This is a genomic window from Streptomyces poriferorum (assembly GCF_019399235.1).
Lineage (GTDB): Bacteria > Actinomycetota > Actinomycetes > Streptomycetales > Streptomycetaceae > Streptomyces > Streptomyces poriferorum.
On record NZ_JAELVH010000166.1, the window covers coordinates 1 to 14979 of the forward strand.

A 14979-nucleotide genomic window follows, 5' to 3' on the forward strand; every position below is an offset into this window, starting at 1 on the left:
CGGCCGCCCAGCGGGCGGGGTCGTCGACCGCAGGCGCGCGCAGGATGGCGGGCCCGGCCGGCCCCCGCCCCGGATTGAGCGGTGGGACGGTCATCTCCATGGAAGTCATCGTGATCTCCTCGGGGTTGTGATCGGTTCACGGGGTGGAGCGTTCGTCGACGAGTGAGGCCAGGTCGGTGAGTACGGGGTGGCGCACCAGGTCCTTGAGCGAGACCTCCCGGTCCAGGGAGATCGCCACCCTGACCGCCGAGAGCGAGGTGCCCCCGCGGTCGAAGAAGTTGTCCCGTCGGCCCACTCGGTCCGCCGGAACGCCGAGCACCTCGGCCCAGACCGATGCCACACGCCGCTCGGTCGGCGTACGGGGCGGCTCGCCGCCTTCCTCATGCGCGACGGGATCCGACGCGGCTGCCCGCGCGGTCAGTTCCCGGCGGTCGATCTTCCCGTTGGCGGTCAGCGGCAGGGTCTCCTGCCAGTGGAAGACCGACGGAAGCATGTACGCGGGCAGCGTGGCGGCGAGCAGGTCCCGCAGGACATCGGCCCGCAGTGGACGTGCGCCGCTGTAGAAGGCGGTCAGATGCCGTCCCCGCCCGGCCCGTTCGGTGACCACCACGGCGCCGTCGCGCACACCGGGTGCCCGCAGCAGGGCGTTCTCGATCTCACCGGTCTCGATCCGGAAACCGCGGATCTTGACCTGTGAGTCCCGGCGGCCGAGGAACTCCAACTGTCCGTCGGGGAGCCAGCGGCCGTAGTCCCCTCCCAGATGGAGCCGCTCACCCGGGTGGAACGGATCCGCCAGGAAGACCGCGCGCGTCCGGTCCGGGTCGTTGATGTATCCCCGGCCGACACAGAGGCCGGAGAAGGCAATGGCACCCGGGGCGCCCAGCGGCACCGGGGAGAGGTGTTCGTCGAGGAGATAGACACGTACGTTGCGGACCGGACGGCCGAGCGGCACGCTTTCCGTCTCCGGCACCCGGTCCATGACCGCGTGATTGGTGTCGTCGGACGTCTCGGTCAGCCCGTAGGCGTTGACCAGCTCGGTCCCGGGGACGGTGGCGAACCAGCGCCGGACGAGCCCCTTCTTCAGGGCTTCGCCGGTGACCGACACACAGCGCAGCCGGGGCAGTTCGCGCGGGTGCCGTTCCAGGAAGGCCAGGACGGCGTCGAGGTAGGACGGCACAACCTGCAGAACGCCGGCCCGGCCGTCGGCCAGGGTGTCGACGAACCGCCGGACGTCCAGGACCGCCTCCTGGCCGACCAGCAGCGTGCGTCCGCCGGTCAGCAGGGCCGCGAGGAGCTGCCACAGGGAAATGTCGAAGCACTGGGGTGCGGTCTGGGCGACGACATCGTCCTCCCCGATCCGCAGGTCGTCGATCTTCGCGAAGAGGTGGTTGAGCATGCCCGCGTGCTCCACCATCGCGCCCTTGGGTGCGCCGGTGGATCCGGAGGTGAAGATGACGTACGCGAGATCCTCCGGGCCGACCGGCACGCAGGGGTCGGACTCCTGGTGGTCCTCCTCGCAGAGTGTGCCGATGAACGCCGTCCGTACCCCCGGCAGGGAGTCCAGGGCACGGTCGAGAGTGGTCGTGCTGCCGGGTTCGGTGAGCACACGTGCGCAGCCGGCCCGGGTGAGCATCGTGGCGATGCGGTCGGCGGGGAAGTGCGGCTCGACGGGCAGGTAGACGCCGCCGGCCTTGAGGACGGCGAGGACCGCGGCCAGCCAGTCCAGGTTCCGTTCCGTCACCACGGCGACGACGTCCTGCCGGCCGAGGCCCGAGTCCAGCAGGGCGTGTGCCAGCCGGTTGGCGCGACGGTCGAGGTCCTGGTAGGTGCACTGCCTGTCGCCGTGAACGGCCGCGACAGCGTCCGGGTGGGCGCGCGCCTGCTGGGCGAAGAGTTCATGAAAGCGCAGGTCGGGGAGTTCCCGTCGGGGCCCGGCGAGCCCGTCGGTCTGATGGCGGAGCTCCTCGGGCGACAAGAGGCTCTGCCGCCCGTGCGCCGCGTCGGGACCGGTCGCGATGAGCCTGAGCGCGGTGAGGTGGTAGCCGGCGATTCTGGTGGCGGATGCCTCGTCGAGCACCTCGGTCGCGTACCGCAGCCGGAGCACCAACCCGCCGCTGCGGCGGAGGACCGCCACCTCGAGCACCGCGTCCCGTACGGGTTCGCTGACGCCGGCCGGATCGAACACCACCGCGGGCGTGGTGGCGGGGAGACCCAGCTCCGAGCGGAGGGCGTCGACGGGGAAGTCCTTGTGGGCCAGCAGCTCCGACTCCGTACGGTCGGCGTGCAGCACCAGCTTCCGCCACGAGGTGCCACCGGTTGTCAGCCGGCACGGCAGAGGACCGGAGGCCACGCCTGCCGCGTACCCGGTGGTGACGGTGGTTTCCCCGGTCAACGCGGCCAGCACCTTGGCATGGGCGGCCAGCATCGGAGAGGTGGGGCGGACCCCCATCGACGCCGTCAGACGGTCCAGTCCGGTGACGAGTGCTTCCGGAACGGCTGCCTCGACCACCGAGGTGCCGGGTACCGGGTCGAGGGTCCATCGTGCCGGTGAGGTGGCTCCTCCGGCGACGAGCACAGCGCGCCAGTACTCCCTACCGGTGTGTGCCGACGTGTTCATCGTGCTACCGGTGTGTGCCGACGTGTTCATCGTGTCGCCTCCTCGCCCCGGGCGGCTGCCCGCTCGATCTCGTGAGCGGGGTTTCCGCCCCACAGGGCGTTCTCCGGGACCGATTCACCCTTCATGAGGAAGGAGTCCGGTGCGAGCACCGCTCGGTCGCCGATCGTGACGCCGTAGTGGACGAAGGCGCCGACCCCGAGCGTGCAGCCGGCACCGATGGCTGAGCGGTCCGACTTGAAGGTGCCGTCCTCCTGCGAGTGGCACTGGACGACACTGCCGGTGTTGAGCGTGCAGCCGTCCCCGATGGTGACCATCGTGCGTTCCGTCAGGAAGCAGCCGTCGTCGAAGACCCTGCGTCCGATCCGTACACCGAGCAGCCGCCAGATCAGTCCCTTGAAGGGAGTTCCGTCGAAGGTCTTGAGGAACAGCTCCGACGGCACCTTCCAGAAGCGCTCGCGCCGCCAGAAGCGGAGGTCGTAGATCGAGCAGAAGAGCGGGCCCGGCGGGTGCGAGGAGATGACCGCGCGTTCCACGAGGACGAAGTAGGCGGCGCTGACGAGCAGGACCAGGACGTTGCCCAGCGCGACGGCCGCGGCGCCGACCGAGGTGTAGAGCTCGGCGGAAGCCGAGGCGACCAGGGTGACCAGGAACGCGTAGACCCACCTGACCAGCAGATACAGTCCCATGGTGGCGGCGTTGTGCCTGTTCTTGGCGGCCAGGCCGGTACGCAGGTCCTCGCCGGTCTTCATGAGGTCGAAGCTGCTGTCCCGCCGTACCGACCGGGGAATCTCGAAGCTGGGCGAGCCCAGGAGGCCGACGTTCTCGCGGATCCTTCCGTCCACGGGGACCATGACCTTGGTCGCCAGCAGGCAGTTGGCGCCCGTCCGGCCCCCGGCGGGGTAGCCGATCCGGTTGCCCAGGAAGTTCCGCGGACCGATGGCGGTGCGGGAGACGCGGAAGGATGTGCTGGAGAACTCGGCGTTGTTGACCGAAAGTCCGTCGGCGACCATCGTGCCGGTACCGACCGTACTCAGGTAGGGCGTCTCGTGCTTCACCTCGGTCCCGAAGTTCGACCCCGTCTGCTCCACCCGGGAGAGGTCGTACCCGAGCAGGCGAAGGTAGGGGACCACGGCGGAACTGTCACCGAACAGACGGGTGAGGAAAGGCCTGTTGGTCAGCAGGGTGATCGCGCGGTGCACCCCGTAGTGGAAGCCGTAGAGCGGATAGACCCTGCCCGGAACGAGGGTGCGGGAGAGCAGCCGGGGGACGACGGCGAGCGCGAGGAAGCCGAGCGGCATGATCACGAAGAGCAGTACGAACGAGAGAGCCAGGGCGTCGCGGTAGAACACCCACGTCGTGAGGACCGAGGGCCCCGGTTCCAGCACCGCGGAGAGCTGAGGGGCCTCGGCGAGCAGGATCCCGAGGCCTCCGACGGCCAGCGGCAGGTACACCAGCAGCGCGCTCAGCAACTGCGTGGCGCTGTGAACCGACCTGCGTACGGGGCCGCAGGACGCGGGTTCCACCACCGGGTACTCCCCGTCGGCGCACCGGGCCGGCGAGCCGTGCCAGTACTCACCGGCGGGTATCGTCTGCCCGCTGTGGAGAGCTGACGCATGCGCCAGCCGGGCGCCGTCGTCGAGCGCCGTCCCGATGTCGAGCACCGAGGCCTCGGCGACGAGCACGTCCTTCCCGAGCGTCACGGTCCCGGTCTCGATGAGACCGCCACGGGCGCGATAGCCGGTGAAGAAGCAGTCCTTGCGGATGACCGAGAAGTCACCGATGGACAGCAGATCGGTACAGAGCGGCACATGGCGGGAGAAGACCGCGACGCCCGGCCCGATCCGCGCGCCCAGCGCCCTGAGGTAGAGCGTGTAGAGCGGCGACCCGACGAAGAGGACGAGCGGATCCGAGCGTACGAGTGTCCTGACGACCCAGAGACGGAAGTAGGCCAGGCTCCAGATACGGATCCGCCGGTGCTTCCAGCGCCCCACGAGGACCCACTTGGCGAGGATCGGTGTGAGGGACAGCGCCAGGAACACCATGCCGCCGAAGACGACAGCGCGCAGATACACGTCGAGCACGCCGGAGCCGGCGGATATCCATGCGTAGCCCCGGACACCGACGAACGCGACGAGACATGAGTAGACGAGGAACGTCAGCAACTGCAACGCCCCGCACAGGACGAACCTCGGCCTGCCCGAAGGGGCCGCCGGTGCCGGGGTGGACGGGGCGAGGGCCGGACGCGGCGGCTCGGCCGCCGTGAGCGCGAGGGCCAGGCCCCGGACGGTGCTGTGCGCGTAGACGTCCCGCATGGACACCGGCGGCAGGCCGGTGTTCTTCCGCACCCGCGCGCAGAAATGGGCCATCACCAGCGAGTCGGCGCCCAGATCCTTGAAGAAGTGACTGTCGGCCGCCACATGATCGAGTCGCATGACTTCGGCCAGCACCGCGGCGAACGCCGCTTGGGTACGGGCGACCGGCTCGGGGGACGGGCCGTGCCGGGCAGGGGCGCCCCCGGAAGACGGGGACAAGGCGGTGACCTGCGCTTCGGGCATGGGGAACTCCCTCGGGAGGGCGCGTGCCACGTCGAATGGGGCTCGATGGGAGCCGTACGTGGACGCTCTCTACCAGGCATTCGAGGCCGTCGGCGTGAAGGTTTGCCCCCATATCAACAAATTTCGTATGGGTTGCCCAAGGGGTGCGTGGCCCGGACGGCCCGAAGCCGAACGGCGCGGTGCCCGACGGGGCACCGCGCCGTAGCGTGTGGGTACGCGGCACGCCGGGGTCAGCCGGCGCTGCAGCTGCCGACCGACGGGGACGGGCTGCTGGGGCCGCTGACGGTGAAGCCGAACGACGTCGACTGCCCCGCGCTCAGAGTGCGGTTGTATCCGACCGGGGTCACGGTCAGAACGTTTCCGCTCCGGCTCGAGGTCCCGTTCCAGAGGGAGGTGACCGTCTGGCCGCCGGCCAGTGTCACCGGCACCTTCCAGTCGGTGATGCCGCCGCTGCCCGCCTTGATGGTCACTTCGCCGTTGAAGCCGTCGCTCCATGAGCTGGTGGTGCGGTAGGTCGCGGTGCAGGCGCCCGTCCCGGCAGGAGGAGTGGTTTCCCCGCCTGTGGGCGGAGTGGTGGGCGTGGTCCCGCCGCCACCCAGGCTGACGCTGGAGCTGCCGGTGCTCTGGTAGCCCTCCGTGGCCATGATCATGTAGTAGTTGAACGCACCCATCGGCATCCCGGCCGCCTGCCAGGCGTCGAAGTGCGCGCCGGTGTTGATGGTGCCGCTGCTGCGCTTGCTCTGCCGGATGCTCCAGTACTGCTGGAAGGTCTTGGTGCCTTCCACGGAGGGCTGGTTGGTCCGGGTGGACTCGTAGATGTCGTACGTACCGCCGCCGTCGGTGACCGTGCCGCGCCTCGTGCCGGCGGAACCGGGGTTGTACGGGCCGAAGTTCTCCACGATGTAGTACTCGACCAGCGGGTTGGCCGTCCACCCGTACAGCGCGAGGTAGCCGTTGCTGCCCGGGTTGAACGATCCGGAGTAGGTGACGGCCCGGCGGCTGCCGTTGCTCCAGCCGAGTCCGCCGACCCAGTTGTTCGCGTTGCTCCACTGGCTGCTGTACGAACCGGCCGTGTCCGACAGCGTCATGCTGACGGAACCCGGGGTGTCGGTCCAGAAGGAGTAGTAGTAGCCGTTGTGCGTACCGGTCGCGTTGCTGGTGAGGACCGTTGCGGCGCGCGCGGTGCCGGGCAGGAGCAGCCCTGCCGTCCCGGCAGCCACCAGGGCTCCGGCACCGCCGAAGACGAGCTTCCTGCGGCTGACATGACGTGGTTCGGAGTTGTGGGAGGTGTCGCTCATATGTTGTTTCCTCCTCGCGAATGGCGCGGTCTGTGACCAAAGGGCACGCCGAGCACATGTCGGCGTTCATCGATGAGGTGACACAGCCCGGCCGTGTGCATCCCGTGCACGGCCGGGGGCGACACAACAGTCGGGCCTGGCAAGGGAGTTGTCAACGGTTTCCGTAATGTTTCCGAAAGTTGAACGAGATGGTTGATCTCTTCTTCGCTGGTCAATGCGAGTATGGGTAAAGCGTTGAGGGAAGGAGGGTGGTATCTCACCGATCCGGCGATGTCGAAAAGTTTCGAGCTTCGAAAGCTTTCGGAATTCATTCGGTGGGAAACGAGGCGGCGGCTGTCAGGACGTGGAGGCCGTGCCGGCGTGAACCGGGCGTCCTGGCCGGACAGGACGCGAGGCCCTCGACGCGAGCCCCTTCCCCGGGGTGCCGTCCGCCCGGTCCGCGAGGACTCCGCCTCGACCCGGAATCGGGCCGGCGATGCGACCCGGCCCGGGTGGTGGCCGGCAGATGGGCGCACCCCGACCGAGAACCGTGTGCGGGGGGCCGGCATCCGACGCATGGGTGCCGCACCCGGTGTGAACTGCGGTTTTCCGGGAAATGGCGTGGAAGCAGGAGCCGCAGTCGGCGCCGGAATCAGGAGAACCGTGGTGTACGAGGAAGACCGTGCGCAGCAGATGAGGGACGACCTCGAAGCCGCCATCGGCGACTACATGGTGGCGGTCGCCGGCAGGCTTCTCGACGAAGACCTCCCCGTCTCCTCCATTTCCTCGTACGGAGCCTATGACGACCCCGGCCAGGACGCGTTCGGGGCGGACGTGGAAGGAAGCGTGGAGTTCACCCGTTCCTTCCGGCGAAAGGTGTTCGGTGAGGGCCGGGACGCGGGGCTTCTCTGGTGCGGAGTTTCGGGGTGGTGCTTCTTCTCCATACCTGAGGGGGCCGGTCGGACGCTGATGGAGTCCGCCCGGTGGATGGGGGGCGGGCTGACGCCCGACCCCGGCCGAGTGGCCGCGTTCCTCTCCGAGATCCAGCTCGATTCCGCATTCTCGGGAAGCGACGAGCGGCCCTTCTACCGCGCTCCGCACACGGACCCGAAAGGACTTCTTCAGCGGCTCGCCGTCTTCGACGCCGACAGGGGAAGTGCGGAATCATGGGATTACGACGGCCGGCTCGCCGCCTTGCGGGCGGACGCGTGTCACAAGCGTGCGGTGAGCGCCCTGACCGCGGAGAAGCAGGAGATCGTCGAGGTTGCCTTGCGGAGCGGTGAGCTGCAGGCGGTGATGAGAATTCTCGAGTACGTCGAGGGGGCAGCGCCGCGGGATGACGCGCGGGAGATGGCGCGGAAACTGTGCTCGGACCTGCGTTTGAGGGCAGGCAGCGGGCGAAAGGGCCTCGACGAGCATCGAGAGGCGCTCACGTACGCGGAAGAGCAACGATAGCTGCCAGCGCCACGGGCATGGTCGGCGAACGCTTTGATGACCGGGAAGCCCTTGAGTGGCAAGCGTTATGCCTGCACGCCACGCACTCCGATGGAGCCGCTCAAGATGCGCGACGGACGGCAGTGGCCAGACTGGCCTTATGGCAGAACAACGTCGCACACACGCCGGGAGTTCGAAGACGGCGACCTCCTCCCGCGCCCGACGGCCGGCACGAGGACCGGAGCATGCGGCTCGTGCTGCCAGTAAGAGTCTGGAAGGTCTGATCAGCCATCCCACGGAGGGGGTCTCCGCCGTGCGGCGCGAGGACGACGGCTGGTGCGTGGTGGTGGACGTTCTCGAAGTGCCGCGAATCCCCGACACCACAAGCCTTCTCGCCTCTTACGAGGTGCAGCTCGACCGGGACGGCGAACTCCTGCAATACCGCAGGGTTCGGCGATACCGGCGTGGCGCAGCCGACGAGTGACCCGCCTTTCGCTCCCTGTTGGAAGGACTCTCCATGACCGCGACCACCTATTCGGACGAGGTAGTGGCCTGCCCGCCCCGCGCCGGAACGTTGTACGACGTACTGGAGCTCATTCTTGACCGTGGCATGGTCATCGACGTATTCATCCGGGTTTCTCTGGTCGGCATCGAGATCCTGAAGATCGACGCGCGCATCGTTGTCGCGAGTGTGGACACGTATCTCCGCTTCGCGGAGGCGTGCAACCGGCTGGACCTCGAGCGTGATTCCGGAAGCACCACCGTTCCCGAGCTTCTCAGCGGCGGTGTGGCTAAGTCCGTGGGGAAGCGCAAGGTGCGCAGCGCTGCCGAGTCCGTTGGCGACACCGTACGCAAAGCAGTCGGTGGCGGCGACGACTCGTCCGAGGAGGAGGACGAGCCGCATGAGCGGCCGAAGAAGCGACGCGCACCTGCCCGCAGCAGCGAGAGCCGACGACGGCGCGTGGAGGCATGAGCGTGAGCGCGGCACACGACGGCGTCTACGTCTACGCGGTCCTGAGGGCCGCGACGGCGCTCCCGAAGGACGGGACCGGCGTCGGATCGCCGCCCGCGGTTCTGCGGAGTATCAGCCAGGGCCCGCTCGCGGCGGTCGTCAGCGACGCGCCGCCACAGCTCCGCGCCCGACGGCGCGATCTGCTGGCACACCAGAATCTCCTGATGCGTCTGGCTGACGAGGGTCCGGTGCTCCCCATGCGGTTCGGAATGGTCGCGGCGGACGAACAGTCGGTCCTCGCGCAACTGGCCGCCGAGGAATCCGCGTACGCCGCCACCCTGGACCGGCTCGCGGGCCGCATCGAGATCAACATCAAGGTCCTTCCCGCGCAGAACGCGCTGGAGGCACTGGTGGCCGAGGACAAGAGCGTGCAGAAACTGCGTGCGGCAGCTCGCAGGAGCCCGGGTTACGAGGCCAGCGTCCGGCTGGGCGAAGCCATCTCCGGTGCTCTGACCAGGCGGGCAGCCGCCGCAGGGCAGCGGATCCTTCGCGAACTCGCGTCTACGGCCAGGGCGGCCGTCCCGGGACCGGAGGTCCCGGGCTGCGTGCTGAACCAGTCCTTTCTCGTCGACAGGGCCGAGAGTGAAGCTTTCCTCTTGCAGGCCCAGAGCCTCGGGGCGTCTTTTCGGGAGCATGCGGAGATCCGGCCCGCCGGCCCGCTTCCCTGCTACAGCTTCGTTTCGGCGGAGGCCCGGTCCGTGCTCGTGGGCGGGAAGTGACATGGGGCTGATCACCGGTTTGCTCACGCTGCCGATCGCGCCGGTGCGTGGCGTGGTCTGGGTGGCGGAGAAGCTCAACGACGCTGCCGAGCGCGAGCTGCACGACCCCGCCGTGCTGCGTACGCAGTTGGCTGTACTCAATCAGGAACTGGAATCCGGAGACATCAGCCTGGAGGAGTTCGAACGCGAAGAGGAACGCTTGCTTGACCGGCTGCACGCCGCAAGGGGCGGCCCGGCACAGAGTGATCGAAGGTGACGTGCTGATGGAAGACCAGACGAAGTTGACCCTCGCTGTCGCAGTAGTCGGCGGCTACGTGCTGGGCCGGACCAAGAAGGGGCGACTGGCTCTCAGCGTCGCCACGTATCTCGCAGGCAGACGCTTCGGTCTGGAGCCCCGCCAACTCGCCGCAGAAGGCATGCGCCGGCTCGGCGAAGTCCCTCAGGTCGCTGAACTTCAGGAGCAGCTCAGGGGCGAGGTTCTTGACGCGGGCCGTAAGGCCATGACCGCTGCCGCCAATCGAAGCATGAGCACGTTGGCCGGCTCGATCAGTGAGCGCACGGCTCGGCTCCTCGAACCGCCGAGCGCCGAGGGCGACGAGGAAGACGAGTACGAGGACGACTACGAGGACGAGGACGAAGAGGAACCCGCAGCGGAGAGCGACGAGTACGAGGACGAAGAGTACGAGGACGAAGAGTACGAGGACGAGCCGGAGGAGGGCGACGAAGAGGACGAGCAGCCGCTGGCAGACGAAGACGAAGACGAAGACGAAGAAGAGGAAGAGCAAGAGCCCGAGGAGGAGCCGGAGGAGAAGCAGCCGAAAAAGCGCGCGTCCCGCCGGACGTCGTCGGGCACGGCGAAGAAGACCCCGGCCAAGAAGACCGCCCCGGCCAAGAAGTCCGCCCCGGCGAAGAAGGCGGCGGCCAAGAACTCCGGCGGTTCGGCGAAGAAGACCGCCGCCAAGAAGTCCGCCCCGGCGAAGAAGACGGCCGCCAAGAAGTCCGCCCCGGCGAAGAAGACGGCCGCCAAGAAGTCCGCCCCGGCGAAGAAGACCGCGGCCAAGAAGTCCGCCCCGGCGAAGAAGACGGCTGCAGGCAAGTCATCGTCCAAGCGAGCCGCATCCAAGCGCTCCAGCGGTCGGAGGTAGCGAGTCATGGCCAGGACGGAAAAAGCAGAGCCCGAGTCGGAAGAGTCTGAAGAGACCGAAGAGTCCGGGATGGACAAACTCCGCGGTGAGCTGTCCAGCTTTCTCAGCACGCAGGTGGAGAAGCTCGCGGAGAAGGCGGGGGACAAGCTGACCGATGTCACAGGACAGCTGAACGATGCCGCGGAGAACGGCGGTTCGTTGCCGGCCATCGGCTCTCGCATCCTCCAGGGCGACTCCCCGGTGAAGGCTTTCGTCTCGGAGAAGGCCAAAGGCGTCAAGGACAACGTCGTGGAGAAGGCCAAGGAGACCTTCGGGGGAGGCCAGGGCAAACGTAAGGCGAGCGGCGGAAAGGTCATGAACATCATCGAGGTCCTCGATGTGGGCGTGCCGCTCCGCACCGCTTACGACCACTGGACCCAGTACGACCAGTTCAGCAGTTTCGCCAAGGGCGTGCGCGATGTCTCGATGGAAGAGGAGATGTCGAGCGACTGGAAGGTCAAGGTGGGGCCCTCCTCCCGCAGCTTCAAGGCAACGGTCCAGGAGCAGGTCCCCGACGAACGCATCGTCTGGACATCCGAAGGCGCCAAGGGAACGACGCGAGGCGCGGTGAGCTTCCACGAACTGGCACCGTCCCTCACGCGCATCGTCCTCGTCATCGAGTACTACCCGTCCGGCTTCTTCGAGAAGACGGGCAACCTCTGGCGTGTGCAAGGACGACGGATCCGGCTCGACTTCAAGCACTTCCAGCGCTACGTCACCCTCACGGAGGAGGAGCCGGACGGGTGGCGTGGCGAGATCCGTGACGGAGAAGTAGTCGTATCGCACGAAGAGGCCATGGAAGAGGAAGAAGCGGAGAACGGGGAAGAGGGCGGCGACGAGGAAGCCCCTGAGGGAGAGGAGTACGAGGAGGAGCCGGAAGAAGAGGAGGAGGAGGATGACGGCGAGGACCAGGACCCGCTGACGGACGAGGAATACGAGGAAGACGAGGAAGAGCCGGAAGAGGAAGAGGAAGAGGAAGACGAGGACGAGGACGAGCCACCGCGCAGAAGGCGGGCCACGTCCGCGAAGCAGCGATCACGGAGAGCGCGAAGTGACTGATCTCGACTTCCGGCAGGACGCTTCCTATCCCGCGGCCGGGCCTCAGAACACCAACCTGGCGGACATCCTTGAACGCGTGCTCGACAAGGGCATCGTGATCGCCGGGGACATCAAGATCGACCTTCTCGACATCGAGCTGCTCACCATTCGCCTTCGGCTCTTCGTGGCCTCCGTGGACACGGCGAAGAAGGCCGGGATCGACTGGTGGGAGACCGACCCGGCGCTCAGCTCTCACGCGGCGAGGAACGCCTTGAAAGACGAGAACCGCGAGCTGCGGGCGCGGCTGGAGGCACTTGAATCGCGCTCCGAAGATACGTCCGCGGACTCGCGATGAGCCAGGGAGAGGAAGAGCAGGGGCTCATGACGGAGCGCGGCACAGGGACATCGGAGGCGAACGCCGTCTACGCGTTCGCGGTCTGTCACACGGAGGGGGATCCCGACGTCGAACGCCTCACCGGGGTCACCCGGGACGAACCGGTGCGTTGCCTCCGCATCGGCTCGCTCACAGCGATCGTGCAGACCGTTCGAGGGTCTGACTTCACCGACGAGGTCTGGCAGAAACGGCTGACCGACGAGGCTGAACTCGAACGATACGCGCGTGCCCACCACAGTGTCGTCTCGGCGGTCGCATCCCAGTTCCCCACGGTCCCCCTGCCGCTGGCCACGTTGTACAACGGAGATGAGAGGGCCGCACTCTCACTCGCCGGTGAGTCGGCACGCTTTCGCGCGGCACTGACGCGTATCGCGCATCATGCCGAATGGGGCGTCAAGGTCTACGTACCCGTCGCGCGGAGCGCGGGCGATGACCCCTCGGACGAGCGGCCTGCTTCGGCGGCGACCCGGACGCGCCCGGCCACCGGCGCGGGCAGGGCCTATCTGGAGCGCAAGCGCAACCTGCACTCGCGGCGTGAGCAGCGCCAGGCGGATTCCCTGCGGGTCGCAGACGCCGTGGATGCGGACGTGAGCCGCCTCGCCACGGAGTCCCGCCGGCTCCGGCCGCACGGCGGCGGTGCCGGTGACGACCGTCGCGTCCAGGTCCTGAACGCGACCTATCTGGTAGCCGGGCATCGGGCCGCCGAGCTGGACCTGCTGGTTGCTGAATTGCGGCGGCGCACCGGGGCACACATCGAGGTTTCCGGGCCCTGGGTGCCCTACTCCTTCGTGGGCGAGGTGTAGTCCGTGACGCATGAAGCAGTTCCGTGGGACGGGCCCGGAGGCTTGAGCGGCCCGATCGGCGTGCCGCTGGTCGATCTGCTGGACCGTGTCCTGGCGACGGGGGTGGTCGTGAGCGGTGACCTGGTCATCGCGATCGCCGACGTACCACTCGTACGTGTCTCACTCCATGCCCTGCTGTCGTCGGTCAACGAGCGTGTTCCCGCCCCCTGGGCGGACAGTGGGCCGCTGTGACGACCTCACGAGTAGACCTGGACTCCGAGCAGATGGGCCGAGATCTGGTCACTCTGGTGCTCACGGTGGTCGAACTGCTCCGGCAGTTGATGGAACGGCAGGCCTTGCGGCGTATCGACGAAGGTGACCTGACCGACGATCAGACCGATGAGATCGGCACGACGCTGATGATGCTCGATCAGCGCATGGGAGAGCTCTGCGAGCAGCACGGTGTACGGCTGGAAGACCTCAATCTCGACCTCGGTCCCCTGGGCTCCCTTCTGCCCAGGGACTGAGGACGCGCGGCAATGGGGGCGGACACGAATACGCTGCCCTTCCTGGGCACTCGAATGGCGTATGCCGGGATCCTGGAGCACCGTGGAAGGGGGCACAGGCGGCGGAAAACGTCCGCCGCCTCCGATTGGCCCCTCACAGAACTCTCGCTGCGAGGTACCCATGGCGACGAACGGCAGTGGAAACGAAACGGCACTCGGATCGAACGAATCGGCGGGCGGAACCAGGGGGACGACCGTCATCGCGGATTCCGTCGTCTCGACGATCGCGGGGATAGCGGTACGTGAGACCGATGGAGTCCATGCCCTCGGCGGGGGCGCTTCCAGAGCCATGGGAGCGATGAAGGACAAGGTGTCCCGCTCCAACGACCCGGGCCGTGGAGTGAAGGTCGAGGTGGGCGAGAAGCAGGCCGCGGTCGATGTCGACATCGTGGTCGAGTACGGAACGCTCATTCTGGATACGGCAAAGAAGATTCGCATGCACGTCACCGACGCGGTGGAGACGATGACCGGGCTGGAGGTCGTCGAGATCAACATCAAGGTTCTTGATGTGTACGTGCCGGGGGACGACGACGGCTCGGACGACGACGAGGAGAAGAGCGCTCCGGAGAGGTCGCGCCGCGTTCAGTGAGGCTGATGCCCTGGCAGTGGCAGGCAGGCCACGGGACAGGCCGGACCGCTCGGCGCCGACGGCGATGTCGGCGCCGCCGGCGTCGCGAGGTGCACCGGCGCGTCCGGCCAGCAGCCGGAGCGCCGCAGGGCCGTGTCCGTCCGGCCGGCAGCCGGAGCGCCGCAGGGCCGTGGTGCGAACGAGGATCAGGGGCCGGACAGGCCGGAGCCATCGACTGCGGCGTCGATCTCCCGCACGGGCCTGATCCGAACACATCCTGCCGCGACCCCGCCCGGACCCCTCGGCCTGCTCGGGCCCTCGGCGGACCGTGCCTGCCGTAGCCGTAGCCGGCCCGCCGTCAGGCCGTCCCCGGCCCCCGCCGCCCCTTGAAGTTGATCTTCATGGTGTCCATGTCCGTCGCGGTGGACCGCAGTTCGCCGTGCCCGTAACCGGCCTTCCGCAGCGCCGTCTCCGCCCGGTCCTCGGCGATCGCGGAGGCCATCTCCTCGCCGTCCTCCGCGTCCGACACCACCACGTACCGGAAGCTGAAGTGCTTGAGCACGCGATCGTAGGTCAGCGAGCCCTCCTCGCTGAACTGCATCCCGGCCAGGCCGTGCTGCTCCACCTCGGCCAGCAGACGCTCGCGGGCCTCGTCCGTGAGCCCTTCCCACGTGCCGCGCACGATCACCCGGTACGTGTGCTGCGTGCCCATCGTGTCCCGCCGTTCCTGTCGCATCCCGCAAACCGATTGAGGAGCCAGCCTACGACGCGGAGGATGGGGCGCATGCGGAATATCGTGGTGCTCGACGCCCCCTCCAACCTGGGCCTTCGCC

16 protein-coding genes are annotated in these 14979 nt (G+C 67.9%); 12 read left to right on the forward strand and 4 right to left on the reverse strand.

All coding sequences use genetic code 11. From position 1 onward, the window contains the following. Positions 1 to 136: 136 nt before the first annotated feature. From JGS39_RS25810 to JGS39_RS25820, 3 genes are all read right to left on the reverse strand, one after another. Positions 137 to 2647, reverse strand: coding sequence for a non-ribosomal peptide synthetase (locus JGS39_RS25810; protein ID WP_236063875.1), 2511 nt, complete (start codon positions 2645 to 2647; stop codon positions 137 to 139). Then, positions 2644 to 5172 carry a Pls/PosA family non-ribosomal peptide synthetase gene (locus JGS39_RS25815; RefSeq protein ID WP_219571937.1) on the reverse strand — a complete coding sequence of 843 codons (2529 nt, stop codon included), beginning with the start codon at positions 5170 to 5172 and terminating at the stop codon, positions 2644 to 2646. Before JGS39_RS25815 ends, JGS39_RS25810 begins: the two co-directional genes overlap by 4 nt. 230 nt (positions 5173 to 5402) lie before the next feature. After that, positions 5403 to 6470, reverse strand: a complete 1068-nt coding sequence (locus tag JGS39_RS25820; RefSeq protein WP_219571939.1) for a glycoside hydrolase family 11 protein — start codon at positions 6468 to 6470, stop codon at positions 5403 to 5405. A gap of 642 nt (positions 6471 to 7112) precedes the next feature. Here JGS39_RS25820 and JGS39_RS25825 point away from each other — a divergent pair. The 12 genes from JGS39_RS25825 (at position 7113) to JGS39_RS25880 (ending at position 14167) form a co-directional block, all read left to right on the forward strand. Then, complete coding sequence (locus JGS39_RS25825; RefSeq protein WP_219571941.1) at positions 7113 to 7904, forward strand: hypothetical protein; 792 nt, start codon at positions 7113 to 7115, stop codon at positions 7902 to 7904. Positions 7905 to 8043: 139 nt separating this feature from the next. Further along, positions 8044 to 8367, forward strand: a complete 324-nt coding sequence (locus JGS39_RS25830) for a gas vesicle protein GvpO (protein ID WP_219571943.1) — start codon at positions 8044 to 8046, stop codon at positions 8365 to 8367. A gap of 33 nt (positions 8368 to 8400) precedes the next feature. Continuing rightward, positions 8401 to 8856, forward strand: a complete 456-nt coding sequence (locus JGS39_RS25835) for a gas vesicle structural protein GvpA (RefSeq protein WP_219571945.1) — start codon at positions 8401 to 8403, stop codon at positions 8854 to 8856. Further along, entirely contained in the window at positions 8853 to 9614 is a 762-nt protein-coding gene (locus JGS39_RS25840; protein WP_219571947.1) for a GvpL/GvpF family gas vesicle protein, read from the forward strand. Before JGS39_RS25835 ends, JGS39_RS25840 begins: the two co-directional genes overlap by 4 nt. Position 9615: 1 nt before the next feature. Next, positions 9616 to 9870, forward strand: coding sequence for a gas vesicle protein GvpG (locus tag JGS39_RS25845; RefSeq protein ID WP_219571949.1), 255 nt, complete (start codon positions 9616 to 9618; stop codon positions 9868 to 9870). A gap of 7 nt (positions 9871 to 9877) precedes the next feature. Then, on the forward strand, positions 9878 to 10759 hold the full coding sequence (locus JGS39_RS25850) for a histone protein (protein WP_219571951.1): 882 nt from the start codon (positions 9878 to 9880) through the stop codon (positions 10757 to 10759). Positions 10760 to 10765: 6 nt separating this feature from the next. Further along, a complete protein-coding gene (locus JGS39_RS25855; protein ID WP_219571953.1) occupies positions 10766 to 11857 on the forward strand; it encodes an SRPBCC family protein in 1092 nt (363 codons plus the stop codon). Beyond that, positions 11850 to 12191 carry a gas vesicle protein gene (locus tag JGS39_RS25860; protein WP_219571955.1) on the forward strand — a complete coding sequence of 114 codons (342 nt, stop codon included), beginning with the start codon at positions 11850 to 11852 and terminating at the stop codon, positions 12189 to 12191. Before JGS39_RS25855 ends, JGS39_RS25860 begins: the two co-directional genes overlap by 8 nt. Continuing rightward, the gene (locus tag JGS39_RS25865; protein WP_371930279.1) at positions 12188 to 13033 is read left to right on the forward strand and encodes a GvpL/GvpF family gas vesicle protein; all 846 of its coding nucleotides are present in this window, start codon (positions 12188 to 12190) and stop codon (positions 13031 to 13033) included. The genes JGS39_RS25860 and JGS39_RS25865 overlap by 4 nt, the downstream gene beginning before the upstream one ends. Before the next feature lie 3 nt (positions 13034 to 13036). Continuing rightward, positions 13037 to 13264, forward strand: a complete 228-nt coding sequence (locus JGS39_RS25870) for a gas vesicle protein (protein WP_219571957.1) — start codon at positions 13037 to 13039, stop codon at positions 13262 to 13264. Continuing rightward, the gene (locus tag JGS39_RS25875) at positions 13261 to 13539 is read left to right on the forward strand and encodes a gas vesicle protein K (RefSeq protein ID WP_219571959.1); all 279 of its coding nucleotides are present in this window, start codon (positions 13261 to 13263) and stop codon (positions 13537 to 13539) included. The genes JGS39_RS25870 and JGS39_RS25875 overlap by 4 nt, the downstream gene beginning before the upstream one ends. A 160-nt stretch (positions 13540 to 13699) precedes the next feature. Then, positions 13700 to 14167, forward strand: coding sequence for an Asp23/Gls24 family envelope stress response protein (locus JGS39_RS25880; RefSeq protein WP_219571960.1), 468 nt, complete (start codon positions 13700 to 13702; stop codon positions 14165 to 14167). 337 nt (positions 14168 to 14504) lie between these two features. Here the strand turns inward: JGS39_RS25880 and JGS39_RS25885 are convergent, their stop codons facing one another. Next, positions 14505 to 14858 carry a DUF6204 family protein gene (locus JGS39_RS25885; protein ID WP_219571961.1) on the reverse strand — a complete coding sequence of 118 codons (354 nt, stop codon included), beginning with the start codon at positions 14856 to 14858 and terminating at the stop codon, positions 14505 to 14507. Positions 14859 to 14979: the final 121 nt, after the last annotated feature.